The sequence below is a fragment of the Methylorubrum zatmanii genome (genome assembly GCF_014845115.1).
In the GTDB taxonomy this organism is placed as follows: domain Bacteria; phylum Pseudomonadota; class Alphaproteobacteria; order Rhizobiales; family Beijerinckiaceae; genus Methylobacterium; species Methylobacterium zatmanii.
On record NZ_NKUI01000057.1, the window covers coordinates 1 to 18,661 of the forward strand.

At 62.9% G+C, this 18,661-nt stretch carries 15 protein-coding genes and 3 pseudogenes; 11 read left to right on the plus strand and 7 right to left on the minus strand.

The features are described 5' to 3' along the window. Positions 1–327: 327 nt before the first annotated feature. The 3 genes and pseudogenes from MZTS_RS08180 to MZTS_RS25665 form a co-directional block, all read right to left on the minus strand. Positions 328–2,529, minus strand: coding sequence for a TonB-dependent siderophore receptor (locus tag MZTS_RS08180; RefSeq protein ID WP_246482045.1), 2,202 nt, complete (start codon positions 2,527–2,529; stop codon positions 328–330). Between the two features lie 216 nt (positions 2,530–2,745). Beyond that, a pseudogene (locus MZTS_RS08185) lies at positions 2,746–3,255 on the minus strand (integrase core domain-containing protein); the annotation flags it as partial. 15 nt (positions 3,256–3,270) lie between these two features. Beyond that, positions 3,271–3,441: pseudogene (locus MZTS_RS25665) on the minus strand (IS481 family transposase); the annotation flags it as partial. A gap of 540 nt (positions 3,442–3,981) precedes the next feature. Here MZTS_RS25665 and MZTS_RS08190 point away from each other — a divergent pair. The 8 genes from MZTS_RS08190 (at position 3,982) to MZTS_RS08225 (ending at position 13,851) form a co-directional block, all read left to right on the plus strand. Then, complete coding sequence (locus MZTS_RS08190) at positions 3,982–5,259, plus strand: ABC transporter substrate-binding protein (protein ID WP_192283137.1); 1,278 nt, start codon at positions 3,982–3,984, stop codon at positions 5,257–5,259. A gap of 4 nt (positions 5,260–5,263) precedes the next feature. Next, complete coding sequence (locus MZTS_RS08195) at positions 5,264–6,013, plus strand: ABC transporter ATP-binding protein (RefSeq protein WP_192283138.1); 750 nt, start codon at positions 5,264–5,266, stop codon at positions 6,011–6,013. A 62-nt stretch (positions 6,014–6,075) separates the two neighbouring features. Then, positions 6,076–6,741, plus strand: a complete 666-nt coding sequence (locus MZTS_RS08200; protein WP_246482046.1) for an ATP-binding cassette domain-containing protein — start codon at positions 6,076–6,078, stop codon at positions 6,739–6,741. 4 nt (positions 6,742–6,745) lie between these two features. Beyond that, positions 6,746–7,627 carry a branched-chain amino acid ABC transporter permease gene (locus tag MZTS_RS08205; protein ID WP_192283140.1) on the plus strand — a complete coding sequence of 294 codons (882 nt, stop codon included), beginning with the start codon at positions 6,746–6,748 and terminating at the stop codon, positions 7,625–7,627. A 3-nt stretch (positions 7,628–7,630) separates the two neighbouring features. Then, the gene (locus MZTS_RS08210; protein ID WP_210329179.1) at positions 7,631–9,337 is read left to right on the plus strand and encodes a branched-chain amino acid ABC transporter permease; all 1,707 of its coding nucleotides are present in this window, start codon (positions 7,631–7,633) and stop codon (positions 9,335–9,337) included. 41 nt (positions 9,338–9,378) lie between these two features. Next, entirely contained in the window at positions 9,379–11,700 is a 2,322-nt protein-coding gene (locus MZTS_RS08215; protein ID WP_192283141.1) for a N,N-dimethylformamidase beta subunit family domain-containing protein, read from the plus strand. 196 nt (positions 11,701–11,896) lie between these two features. Beyond that, complete coding sequence (locus MZTS_RS08220; protein WP_192283142.1) at positions 11,897–12,286, plus strand: YybH family protein; 390 nt, start codon at positions 11,897–11,899, stop codon at positions 12,284–12,286. Between the two features lie 587 nt (positions 12,287–12,873). Further along, on the plus strand, positions 12,874–13,851 hold the full coding sequence (locus MZTS_RS08225) for a helix-turn-helix domain-containing protein (protein WP_192283143.1): 978 nt from the start codon (positions 12,874–12,876) through the stop codon (positions 13,849–13,851). Positions 13,852–13,994: 143 nt separating this feature from the next. On the opposite strand, the pseudogene MZTS_RS08230 reads toward MZTS_RS08225, so the two are convergent. Both MZTS_RS08230 and MZTS_RS08235 read right to left on the minus strand, forming a co-directional pair. Further along, a pseudogene (locus MZTS_RS08230) lies at positions 13,995–14,189 on the minus strand (FAD-dependent oxidoreductase); the annotation flags it as partial. 318 nt (positions 14,190–14,507) lie between these two features. After that, positions 14,508–14,738, minus strand: coding sequence for a hypothetical protein (locus MZTS_RS08235; RefSeq protein ID WP_009864641.1), 231 nt, complete (start codon positions 14,736–14,738; stop codon positions 14,508–14,510). Between the two features lie 481 nt (positions 14,739–15,219). Between MZTS_RS08235 and MZTS_RS08240 the strand changes: the two genes are divergently transcribed. Together MZTS_RS08240 and MZTS_RS08245 are read left to right on the plus strand one after the other, a co-directional pair. Next, on the plus strand, positions 15,220–15,648 hold the full coding sequence (locus MZTS_RS08240) for a DUF1810 domain-containing protein (protein ID WP_192283145.1): 429 nt from the start codon (positions 15,220–15,222) through the stop codon (positions 15,646–15,648). A gap of 92 nt (positions 15,649–15,740) precedes the next feature. Then, positions 15,741–16,004: a hypothetical protein gene (locus MZTS_RS08245; protein ID WP_192283151.1), complete on the plus strand. Its 264-nt coding sequence runs from the start codon at positions 15,741–15,743 to the stop codon at positions 16,002–16,004. A gap of 304 nt (positions 16,005–16,308) precedes the next feature. On the opposite strand, the gene MZTS_RS08250 is transcribed toward MZTS_RS08245, so the two are convergent. After that, on the minus strand, positions 16,309–16,497 hold the full coding sequence (locus MZTS_RS08250) for a hypothetical protein (protein WP_192283149.1): 189 nt from the start codon (positions 16,495–16,497) through the stop codon (positions 16,309–16,311). Positions 16,498–17,447: 950 nt separating this feature from the next. On the opposite strand from MZTS_RS08250, the gene MZTS_RS08255 reads away from it, so the two are divergent. Then, positions 17,448–18,119: a cysteine hydrolase family protein gene (locus MZTS_RS08255; protein WP_009863329.1), complete on the plus strand. Its 672-nt coding sequence runs from the start codon at positions 17,448–17,450 to the stop codon at positions 18,117–18,119. Between the two features lie 214 nt (positions 18,120–18,333). Here the strand turns inward: MZTS_RS08255 and MZTS_RS08260 are convergent, their stop codons facing one another. Further along, positions 18,334–18,492 (minus strand): hypothetical protein, encoded by a 159-nt coding sequence (locus MZTS_RS08260; protein ID WP_246482049.1) that lies wholly within the window; start codon positions 18,490–18,492, stop codon positions 18,334–18,336. Positions 18,493–18,661 lie beyond the last annotated feature (169 nt).

The following is an 18,661-nucleotide window of genomic DNA, read 5'->3' on the forward strand; positions in this document are numbered from 1 at the left end:
CAGCCGATGAGTGCCGAAACTGCCTCGCCGCAGCCGGTTACGATACAGACTTGGCCGTCGCTACGTGAACGGGCACGGCTCTAGCAAGGGATCAGGCGCCTGCCGCTGACATCGACTTCGAAAAACAACAGTTTGGCTTCACTGGCATGACGAATGGACGAGCGCGAAATTCAGGGTCCGGCGCGATCTTTTTTCGGATTTTTTCACGTGAGGTGCGGGTGCGTCCCGATCAGCGGCGGGCCGACCTTGGAAGAGGTCGACCTGCGATGAAGGCGCATCAGAGGCGCTGGTTCTGCTGAGAGACGGTGGGCTCGGCCTGTGCCGGCGCTACCAGCGATAGGTTAGAGTTCCCAGCACGTTGCGGCGGAAGCCTTCGCGGACGAAATTCTGTTGGAAGGCCGGGCTGAAATAGCGCTCGTCGAACAGGTTCGTACCCGTGATCGCCGCCGTCGCGCCCTTCAGGCGCGGATCGATATACGACAGGTCGTAGCTGATCGAGGCATCGACCAGGACGTAGGACGGCAGGAAATCCCGGTTCGTCGCGTCGGTCCGGGAGCCGACATAACGCACGCCGCCACCGGCCCTCAGGCCACCGAGGATGCTTCCCGCCGGGAAGGCGTAATCGGCGAACAGGGACAGGGCATTCTCCGGTGCGTTCGGCAACCGGCTGCCGATCGCCAGGGTCGTATCCTTTGTAACCCGCGTGTCGAGATGAGTATAGCCAGCGATGAAGGAGACGCCGCTGTCGAGGGTGATCTTGCCCTCGATCTCGAAGCCCTTCGATGTCGCCTCGCCGGTGGCGATCAGGGCGCCGATGAAGGTGGGGTCGGGGCGCGCGATGTTGGTTTGCGTGATCTCGAAATAAGAGGCCGTGAACAGGGCGTTCACCCCCGGCGGCTGATACTTGACGCCGCCCTCGATCTGGTTGGCCTCGTTGGGCCCAAGCTGTGTGCCGGTGCGCGTCGTACCGCCGACCTGCGGATTGAACGAGGTCGCGTAGGAGACATAGGGCACGATCCCAGAGTCGAACTCGTATCCGAGGGCGCCGCGATAGCTCAAAGCCGAGAGACTCTGCGTCGCGACCGGGAGAACCGGCGCGAAGTCGCTCGTCGAGGTCACTTGGCTATCGAAGAAGTCGTTGCGAAGGCTACCCGTCAGGATGAAGCCACCGGCCTTGATTTGATCCTGCCCGTAGAGGCCGACCTGCTGGACCGATTGACGCTGGATCAGGCCGAACTGCGTCATTGGGATGTTGATCGCGGTCGGATAAACAGGATTGTAAAGGTCGAGAATGAAGTCGTCCTGCCCCAGAAATTGCCGATTACGACGAACGTAGTTCTGATAATCGACGCCAAGGACGATGTTATGTTGAAGCAGACCTGTCTCAAATCGACCTTCGATGTGATTGTCGGCGAGGATCGCGCGCGAATTCTGATTACGGATATAAGGCGTGGTCGAGAGCAGGCTCTCGCTCACCGGGAACGAAAGCGCCGTTGCCTGATACTTCGAATCCGTCTCAAGATAGCGGAACGCGGAGTGGAAGATCCAGCCGGGTGCAAAGGAGTGATCGAGCAGATAGCTGATCGAGCGGTTGTCGAGGAGTTCTTCGTTCAGGTTCGGCTGACCGACAAAGAGATCGCGCTTGATGAAGCCGAAGCTGCTCGGAACGATGGTGCCGATGACCGGCAGGCTCTGCTCGGAGCCGCCCCTGCGGTAATTCGCATATTTGGCAAGCACAGTGAGCGACGTATCGGCGTCGGGCTTCCATGTGATCGCGGGCGAGATATAGATCCGATCGTCGGGTGAGCCGGCGACCTGCGTATCGGACTGACGGACAAGGCCGGTGATACGATAGGCGAATTGCTCGTTGCCCTCGACCGGGCCGGTGAGGTCGAAACCGCCCTGGACGCGGTTGAAGGAACCGCCCTGGATGAAGACTTCGTTGGAACGCACGAAGCTCGGACGCTTCGAGATCAGGTTGATGATACCGCCCGGCTGACCGGCGCCGTAGAGCACGGAGAGCGGACCCTTGATCACGTCGATACGCTCATAGGCGTAGGGTTCGACATTCTGATCGTAGATGTTGAAGCCGTAGCGCAGCCCGTCCTCGTAGACGTTCTCGAAATTGATCGCATTGAAGCCGCGCAGGGTGAAGGTCGGCGCCCCCTGTCCGCCGGGATAATCGAGGGCGGTGACGTTCGGCGTGTAGGCCGTGGCCAGATTCAGGTCCTGCACGCCGCGGACGTCGAGCTCATCTCGGGTGATGACGCTCACGGTCGCCGGAGTTTCCAGAATCGACGCATTGCTCTTCATGCCGGCGGTCGAGCGCGTGGCGACGAAGCCGGTGGTGCCGAAGGTCGGGCTCCGCGCTTCGACCGAGATCTCATCGAGGTTGACAGCCCCGGCCTCGGCGGCACCGGCCACGCTCGGCGTGTTTGAAGCGCCGGGAGGTTTAGGGGCCTGCGCCTTGGCCTGAGATGCGATCATCAGGCTTGCAAGGGCAACGCTCGCAGCCAGAAAAGCGCGCAACCCCACGCATTTCCGAGCATTCACACCCATCTGTCGCATCAACAAATCGCCCCTTGTATAGAATTATTCTTATTTTACTATTCTGACTCATAATCATCAGGAAGAGTCGATATTTTTGTAACAAACAAACGAAGCTTGGGCAACGATAGCAATTTATAAGTATTATAAATTTGAGGCCAACTCGATCTGCCCCTACGCGGTGATCCAGGTTCCAAGTTAGTGCAAGGTCGGTCTCTGCTCCACGGGTAGCTTGGCCGGCGAAGCCGGTTGGGCACGTGCAGCCGGCCAAGCGGTCGGGGCTGGCACGAACACCTCCGGAGCTGATGGCTTATAGCCGAGCGCGCCATGCGGGCGGATCGTGTTATGGTGCCGGCGCCAGCTCTCGATGATGATCTGTGCCTCCTGCAGTGTGTAGAAGATCTCGCCGTTCAGAAGCTCGTCCCTCAGTCGTGCGTTGAAGCTCTCGACATAGCTGTTCTCCCACGGCGAGCCTGGAGCGATGTAGGCCGTCTGACTGCCGACTGCCGCTATCCAGGACTGCACCGACCGGGCGATGAACTCGGGCCCGTTGTCCGACCGAACGTGCCCTGGCACGCCACGCAGGATGAACAGGTCAGAGAGCACGTCGATCACGTCAGCAGCCTTCAGCTTGCAAGATACGCGGATCGCCAAGCACTCCCGCGTGAACTCGTCGACCACGTTCAGCATCCGGAACTTACGGCCCTCGGAGACGTCTAGGACGAGCGGGTAGGCCTTGAAGCGCGACCGCCTGGGCTTGTCGCCATCGACCTCCGGCAATCGGCTGATGCCGTGGCGCTGCAGGCAGCGGTGCAGCGAAGAGCTGGTCAGATGCGGGATGGTGGCCTGCAGCGCGTAGAGGCAATCGTCCAGCAGTAGGAGCGTATGACGGCGAGCCCTGAAGGTAACCGGCGCCATTCTGAGAACTCGGGAATATGCGCTCTGCTCGCTGAACGCGGTCGAACATGCTCCCGTCACCCCAGCAACGGCTTCGACGCTTGTTGGAAGCAGAAGCGGGGGAGTGAGCCGCTGATCCCTTGCGGACATGCGAGGTGCGACCGTCGAAGGTCCGGATGGGGTGGACTGCGGAAGTTAACCCGCCGCCTACAAGCAGACGTTCTGCCCAGCGTCACCTGAGTCATTCCGAGACGTGTTTTGGCATATTCGAAACCGACATTGGCAAGGTGGCAATCAACGAAAGCAGCCGCGCCAACCGGTGACAACCTATAATTGGTCGGGTTGATTCCTGGGTTCAATCGTTGACGGATTTGTAGGCCCATTGCCTGATTTATGATCAAGCACGGCAAATCGGCCAAAATCGGTTCGCCGACACAAACAAGATTGTGCGCCTGCGTGAAAGATGGCCGGCCCGCCGCATCCTAGACTTCTTGCAACTTGGCTTTGCCGAGGCCGGATACGGACGGGGGTGCAGGAATGGGGACCGACTTCACACGCCGAAGCTTTCTGGGCACCATGGGTGCCGCCTGTACGCTTCCATATATCGGCAGAGCGCAGGCTGCCGGGTCTGGACCGATCCTGATCGGCGTACCGACCGCTCAGACGGCTCAGGCCGGTGTTGCCGACCATCAGGACTATCTCAACGGGACCAATCTCGCGCTCGATGAGATCAATCAGGCCGGTGGCGTCCTCGGCCGCCCGTTGAAGGCGGTCATCGTCGATATCGATCCGCTGTCCCCGGAAAGCGGCCAGATCGCCGTCAACAAGCTGATCGACGCCAAGGTCCACGCGATCTCCTGCGCCTTCTCACTGACCCCGGTGCCGGCGGCGGACGCGTCTGCCAAGTACAAGGCACCGTTCCTTTGGGGGGCGACGCAGCGCAACCTCACCGACCTCGTGGCCAAGAACCCGAAGAAGTACAGCCACCTTTTCCAGACCGATCCTTCCGAGGTTCATTACGGTTGGACCTTCCCCATGTTCCTGCAGTCCATGCGAGATCAGGGCGCATGGAAGCCGAAAAACAACAAGGTCCACATCGTTCAGGAGCAGATCGCCTACTGCCAGACGATCTCGAAGGCCCTGCAGGAAGCTCTGCCGAAGAGCCAGTTCGAGCTCGCCCACATCACAGACATCCAGTATCCGGTGCAGGACTGGGGGCCGGTCATTCAGGAGATCAAATCGGTCGGCGCCGGCGCTGTCATGATCGACCACTGGGTCGCAGCCGAATACGCTTCATTCGTCAAGCAGTTCTCAGCCGATCCACTGGAGGGCTCGCTCGTCTACCTGCAATACGGCCCGTCGCAGCCCGAGTTCCTCGAGCTTGCCGGCCCCGCCGCCAACGGCTTCGTATGGAGCACCGTGCTGGGAGTCTACGCGGACGAGAAAGGCAAGGCTTTCCGCGATAAGTATAAAAAGAAATTCCCCGGCATTATGGGTCTTTGTTATACCGGCAACGGGTATGACACCGCCTACTATCTGAAGACTGCTTGGGAAGCCGTCGGCGATCCCATGAAGTTCGACGCCGTCAGCGATTGGATCCGCACGCATCCGTATCGGGGCGTCTGCGGCCTGATGGATATGAACAACCCATTCCAGGAAGCCGCGCACTTCCCCGACAACGGTCACGCGCCCACGGCTACCACGCTCGAGAAGGGCATGGCGCAGCTCTACTTCCAGGTCCAGGACGAGCAGCACAAGATCATCTATCCGAACGAGCTCGTCGAAACGAAGCTCCAGAAAGCGCCGTGGTGGTGAGCCGATGCGGCCGCACGCTTCCTCGGACGGCAGCCTGTTCAGCTGCCGCAACATCACGCTCGATCTCGGCGGTCGCTCGATCCTGCGCGAGATTTCCCTCGACGTCGCTCCCGGCGAGGTCCTCGGGATCATCGGCCCGAACGGGGCCGGCAAGACCAGCCTGTTCGAGGTGCTGTCCGGACGCATCCCGCCCAAGTCCGGGACGATCCACTTCCGTGGCCAGGATGTCACGCATCTCAACCTGCAGCGCCGCGCCCGTCTCGGCCTCGGCCGAACGTTCCAGACCCCGGTTGTCCCCGAGGAGCTGACCGTCGCCGAAGTCCTCAAGGCAGCCCGGCAAGCCTACAAGCCATACCTCACGCCGGACGATTCCGAATGGGGCGCGGACCTCGTCGACTTCCGCATTCCGGGCAACGTCGTCGCCGAGCGGCTGGATACCCTCCATCGCCGCAAGCTGCTGCTGGCCTGCCTGCTGATGCGCCGGCCGGCATTGCTGCTCCTCGATGAGCCGGCTGCCGGACTGATCAACTCCGAGATCGACGAGCTCGACGAGATCATGCGGGTTCTCGCCAAGGAGCTGCGGATCGCGATCGTGCTGATCGAACACCGCATCGAGCTTCTTGAGACGATCGCCGACCGGGCGATGGTCATGGATGCCGGCGAGGTCGTCTCGTCCGGCCCCCTGACTCACGTCTTGTCCGACCCGAAGGTGCATGCGGCCTATTTTGAAATGGACGTCGAGGAGGCCGTGTGATGACAGCAACTGCGCGGCGCGAGGTTCTGCGCGTCGATGGCCTCTCGGCAGGCTGGGGCCCGATGCGGGTGATCCACGACCTGGACCTGAACGTCTATGCCGGCGAGCGGGTCGGCCTGGTCGGCCTCAACGGACACGGCAAGTCGACGCTGTTCTTGGCAATCGCCGGCCTGAGCGGTTGGCAGCGCGGTTCGATCCTGCTGGAGGGCCATGAGGTCGGCCGAACCCGCAGCCAGGGCCCGGGGCGGTACACCCATCTGGTCGTCCGGCGCGGTCTCGCGCTCATGCCGCAGGGCGACGAGATCTTTCATGGCCTGACGGTCGAGGAGCACCTCGACAGTGGCGCATTCACCCCGCGGGCATGGCGTGAGCGCGCGACGCGCAAGAAGCGCATCCTGCGCATCTTCCCGCCGCTGGAAAAACTGATGCGCACGCCTGTCGGACGCCTGTCCGGGGGCGAGCGCCGCATGGTCTCGCTCGGACGCGGACTGATGGCGGATGCCGGCCTGTTCCTCGTCGACGAACCCTCGCTCGGACTCGCCCCGAAGATCGGCAAGTCGGTGATCAACGCCCTGATGGCTGTCGATCTCGGCGACTCCGCCATGGTGATCGCCGAACAGAACGTGGCGCTGCTGGAAGGCCGGGTGGACCGCATCATCGGCATGCATGCCGGCAAGCTCAAGGGCGAGGCTTCGGTGCTGGCCCCCGGCCTGGGAAAGGGGCACTGACGCCATGAACTGGAGTTTCGTCATCGCGAATGCGATCACCCTAGCCTGTATCTACGGCACGTTGGCGATTGGAATTTCGCTCACTTGGTCAAGTCTTGGCCTCGTGAACATGGCTTATGGCTTCATCTTCGCCCTGTCGGGGTACGGCGCCTGGCTGTTCAGTCAGCACATCGCATCCTTCGCACCGCTCGTGATGGCCGCGGGCATCCTGACCGGCGCGCTCGGAGGCGTGCTGGTCTGCGCGCTGGCCTTCATTCCGATTCACGACAAGCCCAACTTCCCGCTGCGCGGTCTCATCGCCACCCTGGCCATCAGTCTGATCGGGAACCAGGCGCTCCTGTGGCAGTTCGGGCCGCGCTCCAAATCTCTGCCGCGACTGTTCGGAACCTGGAACGTCAATATCTTCGGCGTGGTCCTGACGGCCGATAAGCTCGGCGCCATCGTCTCGGCGATCGTGCTGCTCAGTCTGGTGCTGCTCTGGATGCGCTCCAGCCGCCGCGGACTCGAGATCCGCGCGATGATGATGAACCCGCACGCGGCCTCGATCGTCGGCATCGGCGTGCGCAGCACCGGCTTTGCCGTCATGGCGCTGACCGGCGGCTTGGCCGGACTCGCGGCGGTCCTGCTGGCGCAAACCTATTACGTCGCGCCCTTCAGCGGCATCACGCCGATGGTGAAGGGCTTGAGCATTGCGCTGATGGGCGGCCTCGGAAGTGTGCCCGGAGCGGTCATCGGCGCGGTCATCCTCGGCATCAACGAGGCGCTGACCTCGACCATGCTTGGCGGTCAGTACGTGCTGATCACACAGTTCCTGCTGATCATCGTGATCCTGCTCATCCGCCCCCGGGGCATTGCCGGCATCCTCGACAAGGCGCGGGAGGCCTGATCCATGGACCGTACTGCATTTGAGCCGACTCCAGAATACGGACCTGCGCCGCCGAGCGCGACCGAGGCAGTGGCTGCCCGAACTTGGATCGACCCTCTGTCAGGCTTCGAGCCGGAAACACCGGCCCGGGAAGTTCCGGCCAGCGCCTACCTCCCGCCGAACACGACTTGGAACGAGACGGTCGCCTTCAAGCCGAAGATGTATCCGGTCGGCCGGTTGAACTTCTTCTATAAGTGGCCGGGCCATGGCGGGCGCTTGTGGTGGCGGACCCGTTACTGGCCGACCCGCCGACGGGTGTTGAACATCCGCGGCGAGTACAACCGAAAGACCATGCGCCGCGAGAAGACCATTCTCGACAAGCGTCCGATCTGGTGGACCCTGACCTTCCTGGCCTTGCTGGTCGCGCCGGCATGGGTGCCTGGAGACGCCTTCAACACGGTGCTCTCGGCGGCTGCGGTGTTCGGAATCTATGCCGCGGTCAACCTGTGTTGGATGCTGGTGATCGGCACGGCCGGCATCTACTCGCTGGCGAGCTACGCCATTGTCGGCGCGGCGGCCTACGGCGCGACCTACCTCGCCGTCCAACTCGGGCTACCCTGGTGGGTGTTGCCAGCGGTCGGCGCCGTCATCGGCTTCCTATTCGGACTGCTGATTGCGCTGCCGGCCCTGCGGCTGGATGGGTTCTACTATGCGCTGCTGACCCTCGGCGTGGTCGAACTCTGCCGAGTCTATGTGATCCAGTCGCGAACCTTCGGCTCGGCGACCGGCGGCATCTACGGCGCACCCAGCTATCTGCCTGAGGGATTATCCCAGAGCGGCCAACTCCTATGGGGCTATTACGCGTCCCTGATCGTGATGGTCTGCGCCCTGTTCCTGTACCGCTTCGTCAACGGCAAGAGACTCGGCCGCGTCCTGCGCATGGCGCCCGAGAAGAAGGAGGCGTTCGCGCAGGCTTGCGGCGTCGATTACCTGCGCGCCCGTATCTCGGTCTTCATGATCTCCTCGACGGCGATCGGCGCGGTCGGCGGGTTCTACGCCAGCCACTTCGGCGGCGCATCTCCGAACCTGTTTTCGTTCGACACCCTCCTGCTTGCGCTGGCGATGCTGGTGATCGGCGGAATCGGTCGCTCGGAAGGGGCCGTGACCGGCACCGCGATCGTCGTGTTCATCGACCGCGTGATGATCGACTGGGGACCGCTGCGCTTCGTCCTGATCGGGATGATCATGCTGCTGGTCGTGCTCTTCCTCCGCGGTGGTCTCTTCGGGATCAAACCGCAGTTCAGAACCTGGCGCGACAAGAAGAAGAGCGAACGCCGCGCCTCACGCTCAGAGAAAGGTGGCGAGATGCTCCCCGAAGAAGCGACTGAGACCGCCAACAAGGACGAAATCTATTACCGTCGGTTTGACAAGATGCAGCGCGACTTCCTCAAGCGCCTTGTCAGCAAGGAAGTCATCGAGGAACATCGCACGCGCCCGCTTGGACAGCACAGCGAGGCCCTGGATCGCCTGTTGATCTACTTCCGACGTCAGGGTCAGATCGACAAGTATGCAATCCTGGTCGCCGAAGAGTTTAAGGCCTACCGCATCGTCGCCCTGTCCGGTCACCGCGGCACCACACCCCGCGTGGTGGAAGACCGGACCTATGGCAGCCCGGACGAGGCCTATCACGCCCTCTTCATGCGCCGCATCCAGGATCTGCTGGAGTCCTGACGCGACACCCGACCGCTGCCAACCAGTTCTCGGAAATCACCATGGCCGAACTCAAAATCTTCGGATACGCGGACAAGATCTCGGTCAAACCCGGAGACGCGCTGTCCTTCTACGTTCATGCCGATGGGGCATCGGAGGCAGACGCGCAGCTTGTACGGCTGATCCACGGCGACGCCCATCCCGACGGGCCTGGCTACCAGGAGGAGGAACTGCAGTCTCCGCTCAACGGCAGCTGGCCGGTGCGCAAACAGTTCACCCAAGTCGGGTCATTCTGCACGGTCGCCGATCTGGACCACCGCCTCGCGCTCGACGGCAGCTTCACGCTCTGCACCTTCGTCTACGCGAATCGGGTCGGCGACGGTCTGCGCCAGTGCCTGCTCGGTCGCTGGGACGCCTTCGGCAACCGTGGCTACGGCCTCTGGCTGAACCCGCTGGGTCTGCTCGAGTTCGGCTACGGTGACGGCCGCGAGGTCGATTACATCGATGCCGAGGTCCCTTTGCTTAAGCAGCACTGGTACTTCGTCGCCGCGAGCTTCGATGCCAAGACCGGTGCAGCCACGCTCTATCAGGAGAGTGCGGCCAATCGTTACAACAGCCTGCTCAGCAAGGTTGCCGGGGTCGACTACCGGTCCCATGTCCGCGAGACCCTGCGCTTCCGCCCGCTCAATCCGCCGGAGGTGCCGTTTTTGCTGGCCGGTGCCGAGGACTTTCATGAGGTTCGCGGCCGCTTCGTCACCCAGTGTATGAACGGCAAGCTTGATCGGCCGGCCGTGTTCGATCGCGTGTTGAGCCGCGCGGAACTCGATGAGCTCCGTCAAACCGGGCTGCCGCCTTCCGAAGGCATCGTCGCCTTTTGGGATACCAGCCACGGTTACACGGCCGAAGGCATCGGCGACCACGTGCATGACATCGGCCCGCACGGCCTCCATGCCACGGGATACAACCGGCCAGTGCGAGCCCAGACCGGCTTCAACTGGAATGGGCGGAGCCACATGTTTCAGGTCGCCCCGCACGAGTTCGGCGGGATCGAGTTCCACGACGACGCGATCATCGACTGCAACTGGGAGCTGACCAAGACCTGGGCGGTTCCCGCCGACCTCCGCAGCGGCGCCTATGCATTCCGCTTGCGGCTGGGTGACGGCAAGGGTCTGCGCGAGGAGTACATCGTGTTCTTCGTGCGCCCGGCCGTGCCGCGCGCGCCCATCGCCTTCCTGGTGCCGACGGCGAGCTATCTCGCCTACGCCAACGAGCATCTCAGCTTCGACGCCGAGATCATGCAGCCGCTGGCCGGCCAGTCACCGATCCTCTCGGAGATCGATATCGAACTCTACCAGACCAAGAGTTTCGGGCTGTCCCTCTACGATCATCATTCCGATGGCGTCGGTTGCTGTTACAGCTCTTATCGCCGGCCGATCCTGAACATGCGTCCAAAGGTGCGCATGTCGTCGATGGGTGTGACCTGGCAGTTTCCGGCAGACCTCTCGATCCTCGCGTGGCTCGAACATGCCGGCTACGACTTCGAGATCCTGACCGACGAGGATCTGCATCTCGAGGGTGTCGACGCCCTCAAACCCTACCGTGTGGTGCTCTCCGGCTCACACCCGGAATACGTTTCTGAAAAGATGCTCGACGCGACCGAGGACTATATCGCCGGCGGCGGCCGGTACATCTACATGGGCGGCAACGGCTATTACTGGAACATCGGCCTGCGGGACGACGAGCCGTGGTGCGTCGAGGTCCGCAAGCTCAATTCCGGCATGCGCGCGTGGCAGGCTCGTCCCGGCGAGTACCACATGGCCAGCAACGGCCAGAAGAGCGGCATCTGGAAGGATCTCGGCCGTCCGCCTCAGAAACTCATGGGCGTCGGCTTCATCTCGGAAGGGTTCGACTCGTCTCGGCCGTTCCGGCGGATGCCGGACAGCTGGCACAGACGTGCCAGCTGGATCTTCGAGGGCATCGAGGGCGAGATCATCGGTGATTTCGGGCTGGCTCACGCCGCGGCCGGCGGCCTGGAGATCGATCGGTATGACCTGACGCTCGGCACGCCGCCCCACGCTCTGATCGTCGCGTCATCGGGCGGGCACAGCGACAACTACGTCACCGTGACCGAGGAGGTCCTCTACCCCTATCCGGGGCTGTCGGGCTCACACGACTACCGAATCCGCGCGGACATGGTCTTCTTCACGGCTCCCAACGGCGGGGCGGTCTTCTCAGCTAGCTCGATTGCCTTCGGTCAGTCCCTGCCCTTCAAAAACTTCGACAACAACGTGGCCAAGCTCCTGGGGAACGTCCTGACCGCGTTCCAGAGCCCCAAGGCGGTACCCGGTTGGGCCTGGACGCTCGACGAGAAGCAGTTCCGCTGAGGAGCGCAGCGGACACCTCAGCCGAGGCACTCAACAATCCATACCACCCCGCCAAGCCGGGGGTCGGGGAACCGCACAAACAGCCACCCGGCCCTGGAAACAACGACCTGACAGCGCGGCAATCCGAGGAGGCCGTCTCGACAGCCATTCCGGGAGCAGCGCCTGTTCAGGCGTTCAACAAGAGGAAACCGTTTGCATGACAGCGACCCATACGGAAGATACCGCCATCCGTGCCGTGATCGACGACTGGGTGTCTGCGGTCGCAGCCAACGACATCGCTGCGATCACCCGGGTCTACGCCGAGGACGGCTCGATCCTCGCTGCCGGCACGCCGCCGATGCAAGGCCACGCGGCTATCGCCGCATTCTGGGACGGGCTGCTCAAGGCCAGCGCCGGAACGCTCACCTTCGGTCCAACCTCGATCCGCATCGCCGATGGCACAGCCATGGCGTGCGAACTCGGCACCTACAGCTTCACGACAACGGCGAACGGATCTCAGATTCGTAATGCTGGCAATTATGTCGTCGTCTGGATCAAGCAAAATAACGCATGGAAAGTTTTGGTCGACTCCCTCGTAAGCGAATAAAAGCTCTGCCGGCGCCCGGATGACCAAGTTCCTGCATCGAAAACAGGAGGCATGGTAGAATGAATGCGATTTTTACCTCTCGACACCTACGGCGCCAAGTTCAACGGGTAGTGCCTTGTCGAGGACGAAACCCGTTTCCTTGGCAACGCGAACCTCGTGTCGGGCGCTACCGGACATAGCTATCCACGCGACCAGTTCATCATCGAGGCCAACGGGCATTTCGATCTGGGGCGCGGCGGCGCCATCGAGCCGGTGTTCCAATACTGAGTCAAGGGCAACTCCTTTTTCGACCCATTCACCCCGCGTCGCAGCAAGGACGGCATCTATATCGAGACGGCGCTGGTCGTACCGCTCGGCACCTTGTTTGGCTTGGCCCCCTGTAGGGCATACCGCCCCCGAGGAGAGGCTGCCAGCACGGCAGGAATTACGGCCTGAACCGTGCGGTCCTTCTTCCCAAATCTTAAAATCCACAATGGTCGACGGTTACATAGTTCTGGTATGGCACTTGCCTGTATCCGAGTCTTTTGCAGCCGCAGAGATTAGTCTGACAGGACCAGACCACTCTAACGACGGAGGCACGGCTCGTCGTGAGCGATGAGGACACAGTCAAGAGCCGCGTGCTTTCCACGCTGGAGGTGCCAGATAGCGATCAGCAGTCACGCTGGCGCGAATTCATGACTGAAGTCTACTATACCCTCGATATCCGATGCGATTCACCGCTCGGTTTGCGGGGCTCCCTGTGCGAAAGCCGCTTCAAAGACCTGAGCATCTCGGCCTTTGAGGCGCAAGCGCATCTCGTTCGTCGTCACGTCGTCGATGTCCGCGCCGACCAATCTGACGACTTCGTCTTGCTCTTTCCCGTTAGAGGGTCGTTCTTATACGAGCAGCGCCGTGAAACGGCCAGCATAGAACATGGAGATGTTGTAGTTTTAAAATCGTCCGAGCCGTACAGTGTGCTTGTCTCGCAGGGCGCGCGCAACGTTACTCTAAAAATTCCCGCCGACAGATTGCGTGAGGCGGTACCCTGGATCGATCGGTTTAGCGCGATGTCGGGATTTGCTGCACCGGAGATTGTCAATCTCTTACGAAACCTGTCAGAAGACATGATGCTGATTCAATCGGAGTCGCATCGACTCGGACTTCAGATGGCCTGCTTTGACATCCTTCGCATGTTGGTCGAGGAGGGCAGGAACAGCATCATGGGACAACGTTTGGCTGGCACAGCAAAGCAGACGATATTAGAAGGTGTTCAGGGATACATTAGGCGGCACTTCCGGAGAACCGACCTCGACATCTCTGCGGCAGCTGAGCATTTGGGTGTATCGGAGCGCTATATTCAAAAGATCCTCAGTGATTTCAATTTGTCTTTTAACGACATGCTTCGAAAGCACAGACTCCAGGAAGCACGCCTGATGATCACGAGCGAGCAGTTCCGCGGCAAGCTGCAAATTGGTCAGATAGCCTTTCTGTGCGGGTTTGCAAATCAATCCTATTTCTCGACTATTTATAGAACCGAATTCGGCATATCACCCCGCGAAGATCATATGTATAAATACAAAAATTGAGCAAAACTAGTATTTTGCGTTTCTACTGATAGTATGCGCCTGGCGGTATTGCTCGATCGGCCAAGGTAGCGGACGGGTGACCGAGATGCCCCGCCGGCTGCCCGATAGATGACTCAGGCGTTGCGGTCGCCCGAATGGAGTCACTCGCAGCCGAGGTCGAGCGGGTACCCACCGCGATCCTGCGTGAAGGCGCGGCCTCCCAGTCGCGACGAGGCCTCAAGCAACAGCGCCGCCTTTCCCTTCGCCGCCAGCCGTCGCGCGGCGCCGATGCAGGGGGCGTCTCCGCCCACGATTGCCAGGTCATACCTGATCTTTGCGTGTTCGCAGGCGAAAGCCATTACCTCACCAAGCCGATGCAGCTGCGGTCTACGGCCTTGGCCGATGCCGACGAGATTGCTCTCGAGCTTCAGCAACTCACGGAGCGGCCCCATCGTCAGAGCACTGGCCGATGCTGGTTGGTGACGCCGCATGGGCCACCCGCCGCCCATGGCCGGCTCCCATCTGGCCGCCATTGCGCGTCGCCCCACGTCCTCACATGAACGGAATGCAAACCTATCTAAAGCCGAACCCGGCTCGTGTTGCGGCCGGGTCCGGTTTCAAGTCTTGTCGGGCGCGTGTTCTGTCGCTGAACCGCCATTCAATTTGGCGGCGGGCATTTAGCGAGCGGGCATCATCGCGGCTTCGGCCACGACCTTGCGGTTCGGCAGAGCCGCGACGGTCAGTTGCGGCGTGGTGGTCAACTCGGAAGCCGGACGCACGGCGGCCGTCACGCGGGCCTGCTCGCGGAAGAGCGGCGGGGTCAGGTGAATGCGCTCGTCGGCGATGGCGGAACCCGCGACGGTGACGGAGGTGAAGGCAGCAAGGGCGAGAATCTGGATCGTGCGCATGGATCGTCTCCGGTGTGGTCAGCCCAGGACGGCGACCGATGGAGAAATTGAACCATAAAATTTGTGCGATGCGATACGCAAAGAGTGCAACGCACCATATTACCGCATTGCGCGCAATCTATCGATATCGTGCGCGTTCCGAAGACATAATGATCTGCAATATCCCGAGGAGCCATGCGCGCAGCGGATATCTAAAAAATCTATCCAGCGATCAAAATCTTTTTGCAATGCGATATTGTTCAACTCGAAGCCGGCTCGGCGCTACGAATACACTATATCACAAGGGACACATCCTGCGCGAACCGCGGAGAAATCGGCATCATCCCGGAAGCGGCCGGTCGAAACGCGCTCCGGCGTCCCCGACGGCACCGCCAGCGACGGAGTCGGACGGCTGCAGCGGCGGTGAAGCGGCCGTCACCGTTCGCGGCATGGGGTGACCGCCCAAGGCGAACCTCCCGCTCCGTCGAAGTGTTGTCCGCTCATGGACGATCCCTTCGACCTCACCCGCTTCGTCGATGCGCAACGGGGGAGCTATGCCCAGGCGCTGGCCGAACTCACGGCCGGGCACAAGCGCAGCCATTGGATGTGGTACATCTTTCCGCAACTCGCCGGCCTCGGTTCGAGTGCGATGGCACAGCACTACGCGATCCACTCCCTGGACGGCGCGCGCGCCTATCTGCAGCACCCGGTGTTGGGAGAGCGACTGCGACGCTGCACGGAGGCGGTCAACGCGGTCTCCGGCCGTACCGCGCATCAGGTGTTCGGATCACCGGACGACCTGAAATTCCGATCCAGCATGACTCTGTTCGGGCGCGCCGACCCGGCGGCTCCGCAATTCGGCCGGGCGCTGGCACGCTACTACGGCGGTGAGGAAGACCCGCGGACCCTGGCCTTGCTCGGCCTTGCCTGAACGGGAGGCCGGAGACGCGGCCTGATACGAGGCGGCCGCGTGTCGAGGACCCTTGTCACGGGCTCGGCGTTGAACCGGGACAGGAGGCGTCGATGACCGCGCGAAACCTACCGTCCTGGGCCTTGCTGCTCAGCCTGCTGACGACAGGGGGCGCGGCCGCACAGGGGATGGCCTTCATCGAACCGCCGAAGACCGAGCCGCCTGCTGTCATGGATCAGCCTCCGGCCAAACGGCCCTGGATGCTGACCGGCCACGGGGGCATGCGCGATGCCGGCGGGCGCCTTCCCAATCAAGCGACGGGCCCCAAGCGTGAGCGCGTGGTGCACGACATCTGCATCGGCTGTGATGCGCGATAGGGCCTCGCTCGGCTGACGGCCGGTACACATCCTCCAACCGTTTCGGATCCTGCCGGACAGGGCCCTCTATGACATCCGGTTGATTCCTTCGGCATGGCGGATGTCAGCGTCGCCGAAGCACCGCGCGGGCCGGCCGATGCGGTCGCCGTCTGGATCAAGCGGAAACCGCATCAGCGCGCCCTAACCGGTGTCGCGCACCGCTCCCCCACGGCCGAGAGGGGCACCGACACCGATGTCCAAGGCAATGAGGCCCCATCAGGCCCTATTCATGGCCCCGCGCCTCACCGGGCGAACCGGGCCAAGCTTATGCAGCGTCCGCATCGTCCCCGTCGAGGATCGTCTCCAGATCGCCGGTGAGCGCGTCCAGCTGCTCGGACGTCGCCCGGATCTTGAACTTCGTTCCGTCTTCGGCCTCCACCGCGATCTCGATATGGTCCTCGACCCTGGCGGCCAGAGCCTGCTTGAGGGTGTAGGTGGTCACGTCCTTGGCCATACGGTCTCTCATCAGCGATGCGTGTCGTCGGGATGTGGGAAGCGCCGAGAAGCGGACTCGTTCCCGGCGCCCGCACGGCGTCGAGCCGGCATCGATGGCTCCCCGGCACGGAAGGGTTCGGCCCGAGTCACGATCGTCGTCGGAGCGGCCTCGGTCGCTTCGGCGGCAGGGGGCGAGCTATGGCCAAAACAGCACGCTCGCGACAATCCGCCGAGCCGGCCGTCGCGTCGGGAAGGAAGGGCCCTCGAGTCCCTGAGTTGCACGCGCGGATGCAGACCCGGCTGCCCAAGCCCCTGCCTCAAGCCGCGCGGGGCTACCCGCGGTTGCGAGACGGTGAGCGCCGACGCGGCCGGCACACGCATCTTGTTCGCTGCGCCGGCGAAGGTCCGTGCGCGCGTGCTTGCCTCATTGGGAGGCAGTCTGATTGAGAGCGCGGCTGTATCCTCAGAGAACCCTCCCATGTCGTCGCTTCTCGCCCGAGGCCTGTCCGGCTTCGCGCTCCTGCTGCTCTCCGCGTCGCCCGGTGCGGGTGCCACGCATCTGCAGAGAGCGCCGCGACCTTCCGGGGCAACGGCGGGCCGACCGGGCTCAGGGGGCCGACGCCGACGCTGACGATCCCCCGGGCCTCGACCGCGCTTGGCGCCCAGGGGGACATGCACCGCGCAGTGTCCGGATACGGCCTGCGCCTTGCTAGGTGCGATCGGAAAGGGGCCATCGGCTCCGAATCCGACCTATCCGGCATCGGCAGGGGGCAAGGTGCTGACGGGAACGGCCTGGACCCGGTGCGGACGCTCGGCGAGACCCGGGTGGCACTCGATGCCCTCGGTCCGCCCGTCCTACCGCTACGCTGCCCCGACTTGGTCCTCGGGCCATCGGGCAGCGCAGGCCGCGACCGGAACACCCACCCTCCTCGGTGTCACCTCCGCGAGCGCAGATAAGGATTGCGGACCATGAAGAGTTACATCGACGGTGAATTGCGGGATCTCGGTCCGGAATTCGGCGAGTTCTTCGACCGGAGCCGCACGGCCATCGTCTCCATCGACCTCCACCGCGGGCATCTCGAGGACGATCCGCTCTGCCCCTGTCCGGCCCCCCGGGCCCGCGACATCGTCCCGCCGGTCGACGCCTTCCATCGGCAGGCGCGCGAACTCGGCGTGCCGGTGATCCACGTGCGCAGCACCCTCAGGGCGGGCGGGATCGACGACGTCGCCGGCCGCAAGTCGGCCTGGCGCCTCGTCTTCCCGCTGCATGTCGGGGCGATCGGCAATGCCGACGCGCACGCGATCGAGGGCACGCGCTGGACCGAGTTCGTGACCGAGGTCGAGGAGCGCGATCTCGTCGTGTCCGGCAAGAAGCGCCTGTCGGCCTTCTACCCGACCGACCTGGATTTCCTGCTGCGCAACATGGGGATCGGCACCCTCGTCCTCGACGGGTGCCTGGCCGATTGCTGCGTGCTCAACACCGCCTTCGACGCGTCGAATCTCGGCTACAGGGTGGTCGTCCCGCGCGACCTCGTGGCCGGCACCAATCCGCCGCTCGAAGAGGCCGCGATGCGGATCATCGCCATGCATGTCGGCCTCGTCACGGACGGCGCCGTCCTTCTAGACGCTTGGCGGCAATAAGCCCATCGGCTCGGGCGCTTGCAGGGATCGACGCTGCGGGGGGAGCGTGACCTCCTCTCAGTCCGGGAGGCGGGGAGTTGCCGTCGACGATCCCGGGCGCCCGTGACCTCATCCGCGCAAGCACACGGCCCTGAGACGGCTTCCGGCCGATCGGGCCGGTGACCGCATCGGCAAGCCCACGCGACATGGACCGACCGGATATCGTGGCGCCGGGCTACTTCGGAGCACCGGCCGCGCAGGTCTCGGGGGTGAGGGGAAAGGCGAAGGCCACCGCTTCGTTGAGCGCATCCGGCAGCACGCTCATATGGGTCCGGCCGGGGATCAGCCGGAAGCTGCTGGTCAGGCCGGGATGCCGGCCGAGCCGCTCCGCCATGGCGCGCGCCCGCTCGACCGTGCCGGCCTCCGCTAGGAGCTATGCGGGAGATTGGGTGACGACGGTGTGTTGAAGGCGGCGTATCGAGGCGGGGGGCGGAGCCAGCCAGAACCCCTCAAGCTGCAGGTAAAGCACTGGGGAGACGGACCCAAAACGAGCCGGAGCTTCA

Bases quoted from the DNA above. Each gene is read 5' to 3' on its own strand.
- MZTS_RS08255 (WP_009863329.1), top strand. From the start codon at position 17,448: ATGAAGAGTTACATCGACGGTGAATTGCGGGATCTCGGTCCGGAATTC.
- MZTS_RS08260 (WP_246482049.1), bottom strand. From the start codon at position 18,492: ATGGCGGAGCGGCTCGGCCGGCATCCCGGCCTGACCAGCAGCTTCCGG.
- MZTS_RS08235 (WP_009864641.1), bottom strand. From the start codon at position 14,738: ATGCGCACGATCCAGATTCTCGCCCTTGCTGCCTTCACCTCCGTCACC.
- MZTS_RS08200 (WP_246482046.1), top strand. From the start codon at position 6,076: ATGCGGGTGATCCACGACCTGGACCTGAACGTCTATGCCGGCGAGCGG.
- MZTS_RS08205 (WP_192283140.1), top strand. From the start codon at position 6,746: ATGAACTGGAGTTTCGTCATCGCGAATGCGATCACCCTAGCCTGTATC.
- MZTS_RS08220 (WP_192283142.1), top strand. From the start codon at position 11,897: ATGACAGCGACCCATACGGAAGATACCGCCATCCGTGCCGTGATCGAC.
- MZTS_RS08210 (WP_210329179.1), top strand. From the start codon at position 7,631: ATGGACCGTACTGCATTTGAGCCGACTCCAGAATACGGACCTGCGCCG.
- MZTS_RS08190 (WP_192283137.1), top strand. From the start codon at position 3,982: ATGGGGACCGACTTCACACGCCGAAGCTTTCTGGGCACCATGGGTGCC.
- MZTS_RS08245 (WP_192283151.1), top strand. From the start codon at position 15,741: ATGACCGCGCGAAACCTACCGTCCTGGGCCTTGCTGCTCAGCCTGCTG.
- MZTS_RS08195 (WP_192283138.1), top strand. From the start codon at position 5,264: ATGCGGCCGCACGCTTCCTCGGACGGCAGCCTGTTCAGCTGCCGCAAC.
- MZTS_RS08215 (WP_192283141.1), top strand. From the start codon at position 9,379: ATGGCCGAACTCAAAATCTTCGGATACGCGGACAAGATCTCGGTCAAA.
- MZTS_RS08250 (WP_192283149.1), bottom strand. From the start codon at position 16,497: ATGGCCAAGGACGTGACCACCTACACCCTCAAGCAGGCTCTGGCCGCC.
- MZTS_RS08240 (WP_192283145.1), top strand. From the start codon at position 15,220: ATGGACGATCCCTTCGACCTCACCCGCTTCGTCGATGCGCAACGGGGG.